The following is a 16,696-nucleotide window of genomic DNA, read 5'->3' as shown; positions in this document are numbered from 1 at the left end:
CCCTCAGGCCATATCCGCAAGTCTCCCAATATATCGCACGCCTGCGCAGCCAATTCCATTTTTTTGCGGAAATAGCAACTCGAAGCCAATCGCCATTTTCAGACAAGCCAAAGCGCCATCAGGAAACCTTGTTCACCTTCCTTATCGTCGCGATATTTTTTCCGCCACAAAGGATCTGGATAGAGCGGTAATCCGAATAGGTTGCAGGTCCCTGATAATCCACTTTGGTCGAGCTCACCACCTGCGTCACGATCCCTTCCGGCGGTGTCAGAACGAGCTGAAACTGCTGGCTTGGCGGCATCGCACGATCTGCCGCCCCCGGCAATCAGCCTTACATCATATCCGGGAGTAGGCAGTTCAAGCATTCCGATAATATGGAGATTCCGTTCTTTATCAGGAGACGGCATTATATTGATCCAGGCACGCCATCCATCGCTGGAGATAACGGGGCATTTCGCATCGGCAGTTTTATCCGGAGAGGTCATCTGTTCAGCATTCCCCGGATCATTTGTGGCGCAGGAGACAAGGCTGCAAGCCATAATCAGAATTGCAAGTGACCGCATCACATTTCCTTACCGTGAGTTCACACCAGCCATCGCACTCTTGTCCTTGCCAGGAGCTTAAGCACCAACCTATCTGACATCATCAGGATTGCGGATTTATCAGAATACGATCACGAGCGGTGCGCACATCGCCCGATTCAATCTGTTGCTCCATCCGTTCATTGTCAGTGTCACGATAGAGGTTTTCGGCGTAATCTATCCGCTCCTGGCTCAATCCAGCACCCTGCAGAGCCATGCAAGCCATCGTAACTGCGGATTCGAACACTTCTCTTACCACACCATTATGCGGCGCATTGCCCAGTTGCATCACCGAACGCCGGTCATAAGCACGCACATAGACCAGCGCTTGCGGGAAATGTTCCTGAATCGCATCAAGCAAATCCGCATCGACCTGATCGCCGTCGATACAGAAGAGGATGAGCTCCGCTTCCTGCGCTCCAGCCTGCCGCAGCAAATCGAGCCTCGTTCCATCGCCATAATAAACCTTGGCACCGAAACGGCTCGAACGGTCGATCATTCCGATATCGCGATCAATCAGGGTGACGGGAATATTGGCCGCCAAAAGCATCTGCGCGACCGTCTGGCCGAAACGGCCATAGCCCACCACAAGAGCATTTGCCCCCTCCGCAACAGGCTCTTCGCGCGTTCCATCATTGGGAATAGAAACCCGATTACGAATGCGCTTGGTCAACATCATCAGAAATGGCGTTGTGGCCATGGACAGAGTCACCACAGCCCCAAAAATGCTGCTGGCTTCGGGCGAAATAAGCAGAGCATTTTCTGCCTGCGAGAATAGCACAAAACCGAATTCGCCCCCCTGACTGAGCAGCATGCCCAGCGCAAAGGCGCTTTGCCAGTGCATTCGAAAAGCGAGCCCGATCAGGAAAATAATCGTCGCCTTGGCCACGATCAGTGCGGCAGCCATCGACAGAATGAAAAGCGGCCTGTCCATGATAGCAGGTAAGTCCAGCATCATACCCACCGCCAGAAAGAACAGGCCTAGCAAAATGGAACGAAACGGCTCCACATCGGCTTCCAGCTCATGCCGATAAGGTGTGTCCGCTAGCACCACGCCTGCGACAAAAGCCCCCAGAGCAGTAGACAGGCCGAGATATTCCATCAGTGCTGCGGAACCGACAATGGTGAACAAAGCCGCAACTACGAACATTTCGCGTTCGCCCAACTGGCTTATCAGGCGGAATAAAGGACTGATAAGGAAGCGCCCCAGCAAAAACAGCCCGGCAATGGCACCGACCGTATAGACCATCAGCAACCATCCGGGAGGCCCCGCAGCATCAGCCGGATTACGGCTAAGCGCTGCAATGACCGTAATCAGCGGAATAATCGACAGGTCCTGAAACAGCAAAATCGAAAAAGCACGCTCGCCAAAAGGGGTCCGCAAGCGACCCGAAGATTGCAGCATAGGCAAAACCTGCGCCGTCGAAGACAGGCCAAGCGGCAGACCAAGAGCCAAAGCGGCGGCTGGCGAGAAACGTGTTGCGAGACCGATGATGAGTGCCACCCCCAACCCGCAGGCGACGACCTGTATCAGCCCCAGTCCGAAAATATCGCGTTTCATCCGCCACAAGCGCGCTGGATTGAGTTCCAACCCGACCACGAAAAGCAGCAGTGTTATGCCTAGCTCTGCAATATGCAGCTTGGATTCCGCATCACCGACCAGTCCCAGAACATAGGGACCCACCATTATGCCCGCGAGAAGATAACCCAGCGTGGCACCCAGCCCGAGCCGTCGGAACAACAGCACTGACACCAACGCAAAACTGAGCAATACAAAACCATCGCTCAGCATCGAACCATCGCTGGTCTCGGACATTGGAGGAGAACTTTCTTTATCGGCCGGACACCGCTCTTTCTAAAGCCGAATTTTCTTCGCGTCTATCCGTTGCCATGGCGCGAAATGGACAGCAGGTCGTTTTTCAGTAGCGTCAGGGCGCTTTTTTCCGACATAGGGCGGCCAAACAGATAGCCTTGCCCCGATTGCGCGCCCATAAGGCGCATCGTCTCACATTGCTCCGCCGTCTCGATCCCTTCGGCGACCACATTGAGCTCCAGATTGTCTGCAATGTCGAGAATAGCGCGCACAATACTGCGACAGCGCCGATCACTCATCGTCTGAACAAAGGACTTATCTATCTTGAGCGTGTCGAATGGAAGATTCTTGAGATAGCTCAGCGACGAATATCCTGTGCCGAAATCGTCGAGACTGGTACGAACGCCCCATTGCCGGATTAGCCCCAGCACAGCTGCAGTTCGCACCGTATCGACAAGGGCAACACTTTCAGTAATTTCCAGTGTCAGGGCCGAACATTCGATATCAGCATCTCGCATAAGTTGGTAAAGGCGTTTGGCGAAGTTTGGCTGGAGAAACTGTGCGGCGGCGATATTCACACTTAAATAAGGTCTGTCGACACTCTCATTCGCCTGATGCAGACGCTTCAAGGCCGACAGAGCTTCTTCCAGAACCCAGTCTCCTATCTGCCCAATCAAACCGCCATCCTCGGCAGCGGGGATAAAGTCCTGCGGCTCAAGCAAACCACGCGAGGGATGGTTCCACCGAATAAGCGCCTCGAAGCCGACAAGGCTCTGACACTCACCCAGAGCGAAAATCGGCTGATAATAGAGCAGCAATTCTTCATTTTTCAGCGCATCCCGCAACTCCATCAGCAATTGCCGGCGTTGCCGGACCTTATTGCCTAATTGTGCAGTAAAGCTAACGATCTGACCGGTATCTGATAACTTGCCTTCATACATTGCCAGATCGGCATCGCGCAATGTGTGGTCGAATTCAGTATGGCTTAAACAACTTTGGGCAATACCTATCGAAGCACTTAAAGTAAGTGCCCCCTCCATCTCAGCCCATATCAGTGTTTGCAGGGCACTCTGGAACGCTCTGGCGAAAGATTTCAAATCCTCGTCTCCGGCATCGCCGTGCGCCAGTACCACAAATTCATCGCCACTCATCCGGGCCGGCAGAACATCTACCGTCTGCCCTCTCTTCCGCAAACCGACTTGCCATTCATTGACACATGCTGAGAGACTCTTGGCGACAGCTACCAGCGCCCGGTCACCATAGGCATGGCCATGGCGATCGTTGATGGTCTTAAACCCGTCGAGATCGATAACGACAACAGCCAGCCCCCTTCGATCCTCAGGCAAAACATCGAAGACAGCCTTACCTTTACGCAGAAACTGCAAACGGTTTGGCAATCCCGTCAGCGAGTCCTGCAATGCCTCCTGCAGCAATATTTTCCGGCTTCTGTCCCGCTCTATCACCCGTCCAAGCTGTATGCCGATTTGCTGCATCATAGCGACATTTTCGGGGCTCTCATCGATCCTCTCAGAGGAGAGGAATTCTATTACCGCCGCGAGCTCATCACCACTCCAGATCGGAAAAGCACAGGCTGAAACGATCCCGCATTGCCGGGCGAGCGCCAGACGTGACAATTCCGGATGGCGATCCGGATTATTGATCCAAACCGCTTTGCGATCCCGCAGCACAAGACCCGGCATGCTTTGCCCAACCCGGAAACGGGCCTGGCGCGACGCCTCAATAAAGGAAGAAAGAGCCACTGGGTTTTTACTATACCAGATGTCACAACCGACAGCTTCCAATGCGCCATTATCTACCAGATAGGCACAACCGAATGCCCATCCAATCTGCTCGCATATTTCACTGAGCGCGAACCCGAGTGAATTGCGCAAATCGCATGAACGATTGGCCCCTTCTGTAACACGCTGTAAAAGGGTCAAACGGCGCTGATTTTCATACAGGTCGCGCAAGCGCCCTTCTGCAATCGCTTCAGCCTGCCGACGCGCTTGCCGTTCCCATTCCAGCTCTGTCTCCAGTTTACAGATCCGATGGCAACGCCGGGGTATAAGGAACGGCTGCGCCTGCCCCATGTCAGCTTCCCTCCGATGATATTGTCGACAGGCAAACCGGTATGAAGCCACAACTATGTAATTGTGAGCGACTTTTATATGGAGGTGCGATCTTGCTAGATGTGTTGCCTCGCAAATATATTCGTAATTCTGCAATGGCGCAGCGCAGCAGCATGCCATTGCATTTTCTGGCCGTGAAAACGATCATGCATTGCCCCCAAGCCTGCTTGTCGATTGATCCTGCTCTATTTTTCGCGCGATCACAGCGGAATACTACTCGGGATCAATACGGAGGATTTCATTAGAAGCCTGTAGCCATTAAGCGTCGCTATAGCTCCCCTTCTGCCATGCTGTTAAATGCCGCCTATGAGCAAAAAACACATACGGATTCTTGCCTGTGGCGGTACGATTGCCGGGCGAGCTGCATCGGGCAATGCCTACCGGGCCGGAGAACTCGGCATAGCGCAGTTACTGGAAGACATTACCAGGGCCGGTTGCGACTGGCCGATCGAGACGCAAATTGTTTCTTCAGCAGGATCGCAAGATATTGGCGAAAAGCAGTGGCAAGCTCTGCATGAAAAAGCTCTCGCCGCCCTGTCGGATGACGATGTGATCGGCCTGGTTATTACTCACGGCACCGATACGGCTGAAGAAACCGCTCTTTTGCTAGACCGGACATTAACGACGCCAAAGCCCATTGTGCTGGTGGGAGCGATGCGAACCAGTGACACGCTGGGGAGCGATGCGCTGCGCAATCTTGCCAATTCTCTGCGCGTTGCTACCGATGACAATGCAGCACGGCGCGGGGTGCTTGTCGTCATGGGTGATACCATTCACACAGCCTGCGATATCCGTAAGACCGCGACACAAGGCATCAATGCATTTGCGAGCTATCCGCGCGGCCCGCTGGGCCGGGTGACACCCTTTTCACTGGACTGGTTTGTTGTAGCGAACAGATATGAGACCGAACCTCGCCATATTTTCCCGACAAAGCTGCCTCGCGTAGAAATCCTGTATATCTATGCCGGTATGGACTGCCAGCTTATTGATACCCTTTTAAGCACTCGGCCTGCCGGACTGGTGACAGCAGGCCTCGGCCAGGGAAATGCGCCCAGTGCTGTTTTAACGGCACTGGGAAAGGCGGTGAAAGCCGGTATCCCTGTCATCCGGGCGAGCCGGGTGGATGACGGATTTGTCGATCGCAATGTGGAAGTGGATGACGACTTTTTCGGCTTCGTCACCGCCCGCGCCTTCAATCCGCAAAAAGCGCGTATCCAGCTCCAGTTGCTGCTCGCGGAAGGATATCGCGATATGAGCACATTACAGGCCGCTTTCGACCGGCACGACTAGCGCCAATCTGTCAAACGAATTGCACGGCCTCTTTGCCTACCTCCTGAAAATACCGTGCCATGGCATCGGCCGCCCGCTCGGTCAGAACGATAAATGCCCGGCGACGATCAGTCTCGTCTTCGAGCCGTTTCAGCAACTCGGCTTCGGTCATCTGACTGATCCAGCGCAATGCTGTCGTCGGTGGAACACCCGAAGCGATGCAGAGCGATGTGACGGAAACGCGATTATGTTCGGCCCGCGCTGCTGTCAGATCGAGCAGAATATCCCAGGCCGGATCGGCGAACAGATCGCCATCGAAAAAACGCGCTCGCAACTGCCGGTGACGGATAATTTGCCGCACAAGGCGCGGATCGGGCAAAGACGGACGCGTCGCACGGACCAGCCGATCCCCTTCGCAATTGCCACTATCCTCAGATAAACCAAAGGAAAACACACTCTTACTGGATTTCCCATCCGAAAAATCCTCGCATCCCAATCCTTCCAGTTTGCGAGCGATCTGATTGATCTGTTCGGTCATCCGCAGAATAGCCATGCGCTCTTCTTCTGCCAATTCACGCACCCGCATACCGGGCATCTTCGCCAGTAATTGCCCGAGTGCGATCACTCTGTCGCTGCGGGTCGGATCGACCAAAATCTGCGTATCGGTTTCCCCGAAACTGCCGAATACCGCATCCAGCGTTTCCATACCGGTGGAGACGATAAGTCGTGTTCCGCTTCGCGCTATGCGTTGATCGAGCCGGGCGAGAGCGGCCATATCCCGCGCATCGATCCGGGGGCAATCGAGCAGAATCACATCGCTTAGCGGCCTGTCCGGTTCATGGAGCAAGCTTGCAGCGCTTCCCGCTTCCTTTAGAAAAAATCCTGCCGCTTCAATATCTTCGCGCATTGCATCGCGAATATACGGGCGATCCGCATGGACCGAAACGGACAGAGTCGGCGCGCCCGGCTCGCCGGCGGGGCGATAATCGAAATCGGCTTGAAGCATAGGTAACTCCCCCTAATTCATAAGAACAGGATGAGTACAAATACAGATCAAGTCAAGATCGTTCTCTATATGTTTCTTTATTGACGAATTTCTATTGGTGTTCCGTCATTTATTAAATTCCATAACTCTTCAATCTCTGCATTGGAGACTGAAATACAGCCGTCTGTCCAATCTCCCTGCATTCTTTGACCCTCGGGCAGCCCGTTGGGCTGACCGTGAATAAAGATCGCACCACCCGGTGAGCGGCCTTGCTTAGCGGCGAAGGCGCGGTCCTGCGCATTGGGATAGGAAATATGGATCGAGAGGTGATAGGCGCTGGAAGGGTTACGAAAATCAAGGACATAGCGCCCTTCCGGCGTCCGTTCATCGCCTTCGAACGCCTTGTGTCCGAGCGGAGAATCGCCGAATTGCAGACCGGAAATCCGGCGGAAGGCCGTGCCGCCGGAAAACAGGGTCAGTGTACGCGCGGATTTGTCGATCAGCACGAAATCGGCCTTTTCGGGCCTGTTTAAGGGGGCCTCACCGCGCTCTATCGGGGCCATACAGGCGCCGAACAGAGCCACAAGCGGGCCGAGCAGGAGCAGGGTGCGGCTAAAGCTCATCCGCCGCACCCTATCACGGATCAGTCGGCGAAGGGATCGCGAACCAGAATCGTATCGTCGCGTTCGGGGCTGGTCGAAACGCTGGCCACCGGGCAATCGATCAGCTCTTCGATCCGGCGGATATATTTGATCGCCTGCGCCGGAAGATCGGCCCAGCTTCGTGCACCCGCCGTGGTGCCCTGCCACCCTTCGATCTCTTCATAGACCGGTTCGACTTCGGCCTGATCGGCGGCATGGGAAGGCAGATAATCGATCTCTTCGCCGCGCAGCCTGTAGCCGGTGCAAATCCTGATCGTTTCGAACCCGTCCAGCACGTCGAGCTTGGTAAGGGCAATACCGGTGACGCCGGAAATCGCGCAGCTCTGGCGCACCAGCACCGCATCGAACCAGCCGCAGCGGCGCTTGCGCGCGGTGACGGTGCCGAATTCGTGGCCCCGCTCCCCGAGACGCTGGCCGACATCGTCTTCCAGCTCGGTCGGGAACGGGCCGGAACCGACGCGGGTGGTGTAAGCCTTCACGATACCGAGCACGAAACCCGCCGAATTCGGCCCGAGGCCCGAACCCGAAGCGACCGTGCCGCTCACCGTGTTGGAGCTGGTGACGAAAGGATAAGTGCCGTGATCGACATCGAGCAGCACACCCTGCGCGCCTTCGAACAGAATCTTCGCCCCGTCACGCTTCACATCGCGCAAACGCTTCCACACGGGCTGCGCAAATTCGAGCACGAATGGCGCGATTTCCTTCAGTTCCGCAATCAGCTTTTCCCGGTCCACCGGCGGTTCGCCGAAACCGGCGCGCAAAGCGTCATGATGCGCGCAAAGCCGGTCGAGCTGCGGTTCGAGCGTATCGAGATGGGCAAGATCGCAGACCCGGATCGCACGGCGGCCGACCTTGTCTTCATAGGCCGGGCCGATCCCGCGCCCGGTCGTGCCGATCTTGCCCTTGCCCGCCGCCGCTTCGCGCAGACCGTCGAGATCGCGATGAAGCGGCAGGATCAGCGGGCAATTATCGGCAATCCCGAAATTTTCCGCCGTGATCGAGACGCCCTGCGCCTTCAACCGTTCCATTTCATCGCGCAGCGCCCATGGGTCGAGCACCACGCCATTGCCGACCAGCGACAAAGTGCCGGTGACGATGCCCGAGGGCAGCAGCGAAAGCTTATAGGTCGTATCGCCCACCACCAGCGTATGGCCGGCATTATGCCCGCCCTGAAAGCGAACCACCACATCGGCGCGCGCGGCGAGCCAGTCGACGATCTTGCCTTTGCCTTCGTCGCCCCACTGGGCGCCGATCACGGTAACATTTGCCATGGATAGATTCCTCCACCCCGCCAAGGTGACCCGCTATGCCCTTCGACGGGACTCGGCACAGGGGCGGGAACAGGGGCGCTGACGCCCGGAATGCGGAGCGCGCGGTAAGCCTTCCTGCGCGCGCCTGTCAAGTGATGACGCCCTGCCATAGCGAGGCATCTCACCCGAACCGCATGTCCCTTTGCCGCAAAGGCACCACAAAGCTTGCCCGGCACTGCACGAGGCGTCATGCGTATCTATAGAGAACAGGCCCGCAAGCCGGTGATCCACAGCACACGAACCGCCCAAGGAGCATGATGACCGATACCGACCATTCCGACACCCCCACCCTCACGCTCAACGATGGCCGCACCATGCCGCAACTGGGTTTCGGCACTTACAAGCTGGCCGACGATGCGGTGGGCGAACCCGTCGCGCTGGCGCTGGAGGAAGGCTACCGACTGGTCGATACAGCCTCTTTTTACGATAATGAGGAAGGCGTCGGCCGGGCGCTGGCAGAGCATCCCGATATCTGGCTGACCACCAAATTATGGAATGCCGATCAGGGTATGGAGGCGGCACGCGCAGCGCTGCGCCGCAGCCTCGACAAATTGCAGCGCGATGTGCTGGATCTCTATCTGATCCACTGGCCCTGCCCGGCGCAGGATCGCTATGTCGAAACATGGCAGGCGCTGATCGATATGCGCGCCGAAGGCCTCGTCAAATCCATCGGCGTTTCCAATTTCCTGCCCGAACATCTCGAACGGATCATTGCCGAAACCGGCGTGGTCCCGGCGGTCAACCAGATCGAGCTGCACCCCACTTTCCAGCAGCGCGACATTCAGGATTACAACGCCGCGAAAGGCATTGTAACGCAGAGCTGGTCCCCGCTCGGCCGCGGTGCGAGTTTCGACGATCCGATTATCAAGGCCATTGCCGCAGAGACCGGCCACAGCCCCTCCGCCGTGGTGCTGCGCTGGCATATCCAGCACGGCCTCGCCCCGATCCCCAAAGCCACTTCACACGACCATATCAGCGCCAATTTCGACGCCTGCGATTTCGAACTGAATGACGACCAGATGGACCGCATCGACGATATGGACGACCCCCAAGGCCGCACCGGCCCGCATCCGCTGGAAGTGTGATGCGGGGGAGTTGGAGTGAGGTGACAGGTTTGCGCCCATTGGCGTCGTTAGAGAGGCCAAAGCCCGCCCCTGGAAGCGGCCATTCCCACTCGGTTAGCGGCAACGGAAAGGGACGACCGGGGCGCCGGACGATCCGAAACAACGGCCATTGTCATGCGATTGCGCAAAGCGGTTTCGATCGATCGGATTTTCTATTTTCCTGCCGCGCCTGACGATTGCTCAGTTTGGGCCTTTTTCAATGCATCGCGAATGAACTTGAACCGTTTGTCGCCGCATAGCGCCTCGTGACCGTCGCTGCCGATCAAGTCGGGTGGAGCGCGAGCGATTCTGGTCTCCTCAGCAAATATCCCGGCCGGATCGTCCAGCGGAATAATGGCCATAATGTAGTCGTCACGCTTAAGCCTAAGTCTTGCGAAATTCCGTCGATAACCGCCCACATAGTCAAATATTTCGATTTCAGCCCTACTCCCACTCGAAATTGAGCCATCGACAAGGAGTTGATCGAAATAAGGAACTTTGTCGCAAATGCCGCGAGTCTCGGTGGTGCCGCTGATGTAACCACCTTTCGTCTCTTCGATGTTCAGGCGAAAATCCTCTTTCGAGAGGTTCATTTCCTCCATATCAACGAAGCCCTCGGGGAAGTTGGTCCAATACCCTTTCCAAGCGGCGTAGTCGCCGTACCAATTGAAAAACTGATCCGACGTTTTCTGAACTTCAATCGGTAGCGCCCGCGAACTCGATAAGATCGAAATCACATTGGTTAGAAGAAGCGCGATGGCCGCGATCCCTGCTGTCACTTTCAGCCAAGTACTTTTCCACCAAGGCTTTTCGGTGGGCCGCGTAGAAATGGACTGCGGCGGTTTCTCTCGCTTCCTAGTTGCCATGCTTCCCCCGATCCTCCCTAATGTGGGCAACATAGCGCAACTGGCGAACAGGTTAAATCTCTACCGAAACCCCGCACTGGCAATCGTGCGTCCATTTGCGACCTGACAGCGGCCGCCTTGCTGATGCCTGATGCGGAATTTCAGCTATGGAGCCTGCCAAGGGGTAAGGGCAAAATTTGTACGTGATTAGTCGCAATCGGGCAGTGGTAATGCACCTTTTCCGTCAGGGACTTCATGGACGTGCCAACGGCTTGATAATCGCGTCACGACAGCATCGGCAAAAGGTCGTGCGGTTGCGAGATCATCGCCGTTAAATCCTATTACGATCTGGTCAGCGGGAAGCCCCAGATTTCCAGCCCCAAAGCTGAAGGCGCTCCCCCGGTTTGCACCAATATTCACGGCGCGCTCGTTCACTGGCACAGTCTTGATATCGGATGCCATCGACCGCAATTCATCTCCAGTTTGACCGCTGCGGTTCGTGAATTCCATTCTATATTCCTGTGCAATTCCATCCATGAAGCTGGTGAATGCAGGAATTTCTTCGGGGCCTGAAAGGCAAAACTGGACCATTCGAAATGGGCGCTTTCCGCCGGTACATCCTCCGACACTCATCGTCATCAGAGCCAGAGCCGCAACCCGATAGTAAATTGCCGAACCCATTCCGCGCAGCCTTTCATGCCCACTTTGAGCCGTAATTCACGAGATGATGTGCGCCTGCAAGGGAAGCCTTGCCGTCTGACTACAATTCCGCGAACGGCAGCAAGTCACAATTCATCGCGCTAAACCGGAAAGTCGCCTACCGGCCCAAATCCTGACCTGATTGAAGCCCCTCACACCGCCACAGGAGCCGAGCCGTCCAGCCGGTGGGTGCAGCCGAGGGTGGCGGGGTCGTCGCTTTCGTCGAGGGCGGCGACGGTGCGCCAGCCGGTTTCGCGCAGGCGGGCGGCGGTGTCGGTGTCGTGCCCGAGCGGAAGAAACAGGCGCGGGCGCGGTTCGGCCGTGCCGGCCAGCGCCTCGGCGAGCTGTTCGGGATAGAGCGAGAAGCCGGTGGCCGGTTCGTCCGCGCCGTGAATGTGATAGGTTCCGCCCCGGCCCAGCACGCCGCGCACACCCTCGGCATACAGCGTGAAGCCGAACCAGCTCTGATATTCGAAACCGTGGCGTTCGGACGGGTCGAGCGTCAGCCGCGCCTTGCCTGCCGCGCGGGCGGCAATTTCGCGCAGGCCCGCAATGCGGCTCGCCAGCGCGCCGCCCGCATCGATCGCAGCGAGCTTTTCTATCGCTTCATCGAAGGGGCCGGTGGCATAAAGCAGCGGCACATAGGCCTCGCCCCCGGCATCGCGTAAGCCGCCCGCATCCTTGGCGTCCAGCTCACGGCGCACCGCATCGATCTGCCCCCCGGCCAGCGGCAGCGCTTCACGCGCCAGCGTGTCGACCAGATCGGGCAGCGTGAAATCGACCGAGATACCGCTCGCCCCGGCGGCTTTCAGCGCTTCGATGGCGAGGCAGACCATTTCGGCCGCAGCGGCGACATTGTCCCGCCCGATCAGCTCGGCGCCGAGCTGCATATTCTCCCGCGACGGGTCGAGCTGGTCGCCCGTCATCCGCGCAACCGGCCCGGCATAGCATAGTCGCAAAGGGCGCGGCGCGGCGGCAAGGCCGGTGGCGGCAATGCGGCCGATCTGCACCGTCATATCCGAACGCAGCGCCAGCATCCGCAGGCTGCGCGGATCGACGAAGCGGAACATCTGGCGCGGCTGCACCCCGTCCATCCGCCCGGCCAGCGATTTCTCGAATTCGATCAGCGGCGGATGCACCCGGTCATAACCATGGCTGTCCATCCGGTCGAGCATCGCGCGGGCAATATGCGCCGCCTGCCCGGCCAGCGGCGGCAAACGGTCTGCAAGGCCTTCGGGGAGGAGATCGTTGATCGAGTCAGTCATGGTTCCGCTTTACGATATCGCGCCGGGCCGCCCTGCCCGGCAATCCGCAGCGCCATGGCACGATTATGGCGTGCAAGGAAGAGTTTCGGGGAGGATGGCAGCGGCAGAGCTGAAAAAAGGGCACGGAAACCATTGTCCCCGTGCCCTTTTTTCCATCAGACAGGCCGCGCTCAGAAAGCGAGCGACTTGACCAGCTTCACGCCTTCGAGCGCGGTGGCCTTGGCGATCACATCCTCGGGAATGCGCTGGTCGACCGACAGCAGCAGCACCGCTTCACCGCCCGCTTCGCGGCGGCCGAGATGGAAGGTGCCGATATTGATGCCGTTCTCACCCAGCAGCGAGCCGATGCGGCCGATAAAGCCCGGCTTGTCGTCATTGACGATATAGAGCATGTCGCCATCCATATCGGCTTCGATCCCGATGCCGAAAATATTGACGAGGCGCGGCATACCGCTGCCGAACAGCGAACCGGCGACCGAACGATCCCCCTGGCTGGTTTCGACCGTAACGCGGATCAGTGTGTGATACACGCCTTCGCGCTCACGGCGCACTTCGGAAATCTGGATGCCGCGTTCCTTGGCGAGGAACGGCGCGTTGACCATGTTCACGCTGGAGGAATAGCGCTTCATCAGTCCCGCCAGCACGGCCGAGGTGATCGGGCGCTGATCGAGCTTGGCAGCGGCGCCTTCCACTTCCACGCTGATCTTGGGCAGCGAACCGTGGGCGAGCTGACCGACCAGCGAACCGAGCTTTTCGGCCAGCGCCATATAGGGCTTGAGCTTGGGCGCTTCTTCGGCACTGAGCGAGGGCACGTTGAGCGCATTGGTGACGCCGCCGGTCAGCAGATAATCGCTCATCTGTTCGGCCACCTGCAAGGCCACATTGACCTGCGCTTCGGTGGTCGAAGCGCCGAGATGCGGGGTACAGATGAAGTTCGGCGTACCGAAAAGCGGGCTGTCCTTGGCCGGTTCTTCGGCGAACACGTCCAGCGCGGCGCCAGCAATATGGCCGCTCTCGAGCAGATCCTTGAGCGCGGCTTCATCGACCAGTCCGCCACGGGCGCAGTTGATGATCCGCACGCCCTTTTTGGTCTTTTCAAGCCGTTCGCGGCTGAGAATATTGCGTGTTTCATCGGTCAGCGGCGTGTGCAGCGTGATGAAATCGGCACGCGTTATCACGGTTTCGAGATCGGCCTTTTCGACCCCCATTTCCACCGCGCGTTCCTCGGTCAGGAAGGGATCGTAAGCGACCACACGCATTTTGAGGCCCTGCGCACGGCTGGCAACGATCGAACCGATATTGCCCGCCCCGATCAGGCCGAGCGTCTTGCCGGTCACTTCGACACCCATGAACTTGCTCTTGGGCCATTCGCCCTTCTGCGTGCGCTCATTGGCTTCGGGGATCTGGCGAGCAACCGCCATCATCATGGCGATGGCGTGTTCGGCGGTGGTGATGGAATTGCCGAAAGGCGTGTTCATCACCACGATGCCCTGCGCCGAAGCGGCCGGAATATCGACATTGTCGACCCCGATACCGGCACGGCCAATGACCTTCAGATTGGTCGCCGCGTCGAGAATATCCTTTGTGGCCTTGGTCGCGGAACGGATGGCGAGGCCGTCATACTGGCCGATCACTTCCTTCAGTTCCTCCGGGGTCATGCCCGGTTTCACATCGACATCGCAGCCGCGCTCTTCGAAAATCTTGGCGGCATTCGGGTCCATCTTGTCCGAAATAAGGACTTTGGGCTTAGTCATAAGTCTTTCCAATCCTTGGAAAAGGCGCGTCACATATACAGACGCGGAAAATTATATCCTGCACTCATTCCCGCAGCGCGGAGGACCGAAGCGATCGAGGCCAGTACGCCTTCGCTCCCGGCCCGCCGCCGCGGAAATGGCGCATCGATGGATTCAGTCAGGCCGCTTTCGCGCTGGCATAGGCCCAGTCGAGCCAGGGGCCGAGCGCTTCCACATCGGCCGCGTCGACCGTGGCGCCGCACCAGATACGCAGCCCCGCCGGAGCATCGCGATAGCCGGCGACATCATAGGCCGCATCCTGCTCTTCGAGCAGCTTGGCCATTTTCTTGATGAGATCGGTATCGGCGCCTTCCACGGTCAGGCAAACGCTGGTGTTGGATCGTGACGCGGGATCGACAGCGAGATGGCCCAGCCAGTCACGCTCCTGCACGATCTTGTCGAGCGCGGCAGCATTGGCATCGGCGCGTGCCCGGGCCCCGTCCAGACCGCCCAGCGACTTCACCCATTCGAGCGAAAAGATAGCGTCTTCGATGGCCAGCAGAGACGGCGTGTTAATGGTCGCGCCGGTAAAGATACCGTCGATCAGCTTGCCGCCTTTGGTGAGCCGGAAAATCTTGGGCAGCGGGCGGTCGGGCGTATAGGTTTCCAGCCGTTCCACCGCACGCGGGCCGAGGATCAGAACGCCATGCGCGCCTTCACCGCCCAGCACTTTCTGCCAGGAGAAGGTCAGCACATCGACCTTGTCCCAGGCGATTTCCTGCGCAAATACAGCGCTGGTCGCATCGGCGATAGCGAGCCCTTCGCGATCCGCTGCGATCCAGTCCGCATTGGGGACGCGAACGCCCGAAGTCGTGCCATTCCAGGTAAACACCACATCGTTCGACCAGTCGACCTGTGCAAGGTCGGGAAGCTGGCCGTAATCGGCCTTGATGATCGTCGGATCGAGCCTGAGCTGTTTGACAGCATCAGTGACCCAGCCTTCACCGAAGCTTTCCCATGCAATTGTAGTGACGGGCTTTGCGCCCAGCATCGTCCACATGGCCATTTCGACCGCGCCCGTATCCGAACCGGGGACGATGCCGATCTTGTGGGTATCGGGCAGTTGCAGCATTTCGCGCATCAGATCGAGGCAATAGGCGATACGCCCTTTGCCGAGCTTGCTGCGATGCGAGCGCCCGAGGCTTTCAGTATAGAGTTTTTCAGGGGACCAGCCCGGCGGTTTCGCACAGGGACCGGATGAGAAATGCGGACGCGCAGGCTTGCGCGCCGGTACGTTCAATTCAGTCATTTAAGACTCTCCTTACAGAGAGCACGCGCGGCGTTGGGACCGCGTGGCCCGTCGGCCGCAATAAAGATACGCAAAGCAGAGTCAAGCACTGCGACAATCGCGAATGGATAAAGTCGGGGGAAACAATCTTTCATCTCTCTCTGCCGTCAGACAACCCGTCGTTAGGAGAGTGTTAAGCATGAAAGACTAAACCAGCGGCATGATGAGCCGATTGCCTCTCGCTTTTGCCGCTCTGGCCCTTTCGGGCTGTTCGCTCATGCCATCGAACAGCGGTCCGCCATCGCAGACCCGGCGGCCGCAAAGAGCCGAGGCACCGGTTTCGCACAGCCCGCAGGCCGGCCAGTGCCTGAATGAGCTTGGCCTGACCAAAGCGAGTTTCAAGCCGCTGCCGGACAAATATTATGGTTCAGGCTGTTCCAATCTCAACAGCGTGCAGCTTTCTGCGGTATATTCGGATGAATCGGCACTGGGCGTTGTCAATATCGGGCCGGTTACCTGCCCGGTCGCCAATGCCTTTGCCGGATGGGCGCGCTATGGAGTCGATCGCGCGGCGCGCAAAATTCTCGGTTCTCCCATCGCGCGGATCGAAACATTCGGCAGCTATTCCTGCCGCAATGTTGCCGGAACCGGCAGACGCTCGGCTCATGCTACGGCGCAGGCGATCGACATATCGGCTTTCGTGCTGGACGATGGCCGTCGCATCAGTGTGAAGCAGGACTGGAACAGCGGCTCATCGGCTGAACGCAAGTTCCTCCGTATCGTGCATGACAGCGCCTGCAAACGCTTCGCGACCGTGCTCGGCCCGGAATATAATGCCGCCCATCGTGACCATTTTCATATCGAGAAAGTGATCGACGGCCAAAGCTATTGCCGCTGACAGGCAATCGGCACGCCTTTGTTCTCAGGTGGCCGTGCCTCGCTTCCAACACCTGGCCACGCCATACGAGAAAAAATGCTTTCGCAAGCTGAATGGCGTGTTTGTGCTTCGCCTGT

The 16,696-nt window shown here is 57.9% G+C and carries 14 protein-coding genes; 3 read left to right on the top strand and 11 right to left on the bottom strand.

The window, feature by feature from the left end; translation table 11 throughout:
- Positions 1 to 98 precede the first annotated feature (98 nt).
- The 3 genes from D6851_RS07280 to D6851_RS07270 all read right to left on the bottom strand — a co-directional run bounded on the left by D6851_RS07280 (position 99) and on the right by D6851_RS07270 (position 4,484).
- Entirely contained in the window at positions 99 to 563 is a 465-nt protein-coding gene (locus D6851_RS07280) for a hypothetical protein (protein WP_120324221.1), read from the bottom strand.
- An 82-nt stretch (positions 564 to 645) separates the two neighbouring features.
- Positions 646 to 2,397: a cation:proton antiporter domain-containing protein gene (locus D6851_RS07275; RefSeq protein WP_120324220.1), complete on the bottom strand. Its 1,752-nt coding sequence runs from the start codon at positions 2,395 to 2,397 to the stop codon at positions 646 to 648.
- A gap of 62 nt (positions 2,398 to 2,459) precedes the next feature.
- Positions 2,460 to 4,484: a putative bifunctional diguanylate cyclase/phosphodiesterase gene (locus tag D6851_RS07270; protein ID WP_183030021.1), complete on the bottom strand. Its 2,025-nt coding sequence runs from the start codon at positions 4,482 to 4,484 to the stop codon at positions 2,460 to 2,462.
- A 345-nt stretch (positions 4,485 to 4,829) separates the two neighbouring features.
- On the opposite strand from D6851_RS07270, the gene D6851_RS07265 reads away from it, so the two are divergent.
- On the top strand, positions 4,830 to 5,813 hold the full coding sequence (locus D6851_RS07265; protein WP_120324439.1) for an asparaginase: 984 nt from the start codon (positions 4,830 to 4,832) through the stop codon (positions 5,811 to 5,813).
- Positions 5,814 to 5,823: 10 nt separating this feature from the next.
- On the opposite strand, the gene D6851_RS07260 is transcribed toward D6851_RS07265, so the two are convergent.
- The 3 genes from D6851_RS07260 to D6851_RS07250 form a co-directional block, all read right to left on the bottom strand.
- Positions 5,824 to 6,798: a helix-turn-helix domain-containing protein gene (locus D6851_RS07260; protein WP_120324218.1), complete on the bottom strand. Its 975-nt coding sequence runs from the start codon at positions 6,796 to 6,798 to the stop codon at positions 5,824 to 5,826.
- Between the two features lie 77 nt (positions 6,799 to 6,875).
- Positions 6,876 to 7,400 carry a L,D-transpeptidase family protein gene (locus D6851_RS07255; RefSeq protein ID WP_120324217.1) on the bottom strand — a complete coding sequence of 175 codons (525 nt, stop codon included), beginning with the start codon at positions 7,398 to 7,400 and terminating at the stop codon, positions 6,876 to 6,878.
- A 20-nt stretch (positions 7,401 to 7,420) separates the two neighbouring features.
- On the bottom strand, positions 7,421 to 8,710 hold the full coding sequence (locus tag D6851_RS07250) for an adenylosuccinate synthase (protein WP_120324216.1): 1,290 nt from the start codon (positions 8,708 to 8,710) through the stop codon (positions 7,421 to 7,423).
- Between the two features lie 293 nt (positions 8,711 to 9,003).
- Between D6851_RS07250 and D6851_RS07245 the strand changes: the two genes are divergently transcribed.
- The gene (locus tag D6851_RS07245; RefSeq protein WP_238473983.1) at positions 9,004 to 9,834 is read left to right on the top strand and encodes an aldo/keto reductase; all 831 of its coding nucleotides are present in this window, start codon (positions 9,004 to 9,006) and stop codon (positions 9,832 to 9,834) included.
- Between the two features lie 191 nt (positions 9,835 to 10,025).
- On the opposite strand, the gene D6851_RS07240 is transcribed toward D6851_RS07245, so the two are convergent.
- The 5 genes from D6851_RS07240 to D6851_RS07220 form a co-directional block, all read right to left on the bottom strand.
- Positions 10,026 to 10,718, bottom strand: a complete 693-nt coding sequence (locus D6851_RS07240; RefSeq protein ID WP_120324214.1) for a hypothetical protein — start codon at positions 10,716 to 10,718, stop codon at positions 10,026 to 10,028.
- A gap of 186 nt (positions 10,719 to 10,904) precedes the next feature.
- Positions 10,905 to 11,378 carry a YciI family protein gene (locus D6851_RS07235; protein WP_120324213.1) on the bottom strand — a complete coding sequence of 158 codons (474 nt, stop codon included), beginning with the start codon at positions 11,376 to 11,378 and terminating at the stop codon, positions 10,905 to 10,907.
- 170 nt (positions 11,379 to 11,548) lie between these two features.
- Positions 11,549 to 12,661: an ATP phosphoribosyltransferase regulatory subunit gene (locus D6851_RS07230; RefSeq protein WP_120324212.1), complete on the bottom strand. Its 1,113-nt coding sequence runs from the start codon at positions 12,659 to 12,661 to the stop codon at positions 11,549 to 11,551.
- Positions 12,662 to 12,831: 170 nt separating this feature from the next.
- Positions 12,832 to 14,415, bottom strand: a complete 1,584-nt coding sequence (serA, locus tag D6851_RS07225) for a phosphoglycerate dehydrogenase (protein ID WP_120324211.1) — start codon at positions 14,413 to 14,415, stop codon at positions 12,832 to 12,834.
- A gap of 157 nt (positions 14,416 to 14,572) precedes the next feature.
- Positions 14,573 to 15,703, bottom strand: coding sequence for a phosphoserine transaminase (locus tag D6851_RS07220; protein ID WP_120324210.1), 1,131 nt, complete (start codon positions 15,701 to 15,703; stop codon positions 14,573 to 14,575).
- Between the two features lie 199 nt (positions 15,704 to 15,902).
- Here D6851_RS07220 and D6851_RS07215 point away from each other — a divergent pair, with 199 nt between their 5' ends.
- Positions 15,903 to 16,580, top strand: coding sequence for an extensin family protein (locus D6851_RS07215; protein ID WP_420797101.1), 678 nt, complete (start codon positions 15,903 to 15,905; stop codon positions 16,578 to 16,580).
- Positions 16,581 to 16,696: the final 116 nt, after the last annotated feature.

Source organism: Altericroceibacterium spongiae, assembly GCF_003610805.1.
GTDB classification, from domain to species: Bacteria; Pseudomonadota; Alphaproteobacteria; order Sphingomonadales; family Sphingomonadaceae; genus Altericroceibacterium; species Altericroceibacterium spongiae.
The sequence above is the reverse complement of the archived record's forward strand: the minus strand, read 5'-3'. Positions and strand labels throughout refer to the sequence as shown.

What these genes read in the sequence shown, in the direction of transcription:
- D6851_RS07280 (WP_120324221.1), bottom strand. Translation starts at nt 563, where the DNA reads ATGCGGTCACTTGCAATTCTGATTATGGCTTGCAGCCTTGTCTCCTGC.
- D6851_RS07275 (WP_120324220.1), bottom strand. Translation starts at nt 2,397, where the DNA reads ATGTCCGAGACCAGCGATGGTTCGATGCTGAGCGATGGTTTTGTATTG.
- D6851_RS07270 (WP_183030021.1), bottom strand. Translation starts at nt 4,484, where the DNA reads ATGGGGCAGGCGCAGCCGTTCCTTATACCCCGGCGTTGCCATCGGATC.
- D6851_RS07265 (WP_120324439.1), top strand. Translation starts at nt 4,830, where the DNA reads ATGAGCAAAAAACACATACGGATTCTTGCCTGTGGCGGTACGATTGCC.
- D6851_RS07260 (WP_120324218.1), bottom strand. Translation starts at nt 6,798, where the DNA reads ATGCTTCAAGCCGATTTCGATTATCGCCCCGCCGGCGAGCCGGGCGCG.
- D6851_RS07255 (WP_120324217.1), bottom strand. Translation starts at nt 7,400, where the DNA reads ATGAGCTTTAGCCGCACCCTGCTCCTGCTCGGCCCGCTTGTGGCTCTG.
- D6851_RS07250 (WP_120324216.1), bottom strand. Translation starts at nt 8,710, where the DNA reads ATGGCAAATGTTACCGTGATCGGCGCCCAGTGGGGCGACGAAGGCAAA.
- D6851_RS07245 (WP_238473983.1), top strand. Translation starts at nt 9,004, where the DNA reads ATGATGACCGATACCGACCATTCCGACACCCCCACCCTCACGCTCAAC.
- D6851_RS07240 (WP_120324214.1), bottom strand. Translation starts at nt 10,718, where the DNA reads ATGGCAACTAGGAAGCGAGAGAAACCGCCGCAGTCCATTTCTACGCGG.
- D6851_RS07235 (WP_120324213.1), bottom strand. Translation starts at nt 11,378, where the DNA reads ATGGGTTCGGCAATTTACTATCGGGTTGCGGCTCTGGCTCTGATGACG.
- D6851_RS07230 (WP_120324212.1), bottom strand. Translation starts at nt 12,661, where the DNA reads ATGACTGACTCGATCAACGATCTCCTCCCCGAAGGCCTTGCAGACCGT.
- serA (WP_120324211.1), bottom strand. Translation starts at nt 14,415, where the DNA reads ATGACTAAGCCCAAAGTCCTTATTTCGGACAAGATGGACCCGAATGCC.
- D6851_RS07220 (WP_120324210.1), bottom strand. Translation starts at nt 15,703, where the DNA reads ATGACTGAATTGAACGTACCGGCGCGCAAGCCTGCGCGTCCGCATTTC.
- D6851_RS07215 (WP_420797101.1), top strand. Translation starts at nt 15,903, where the DNA reads ATGATGAGCCGATTGCCTCTCGCTTTTGCCGCTCTGGCCCTTTCGGGC.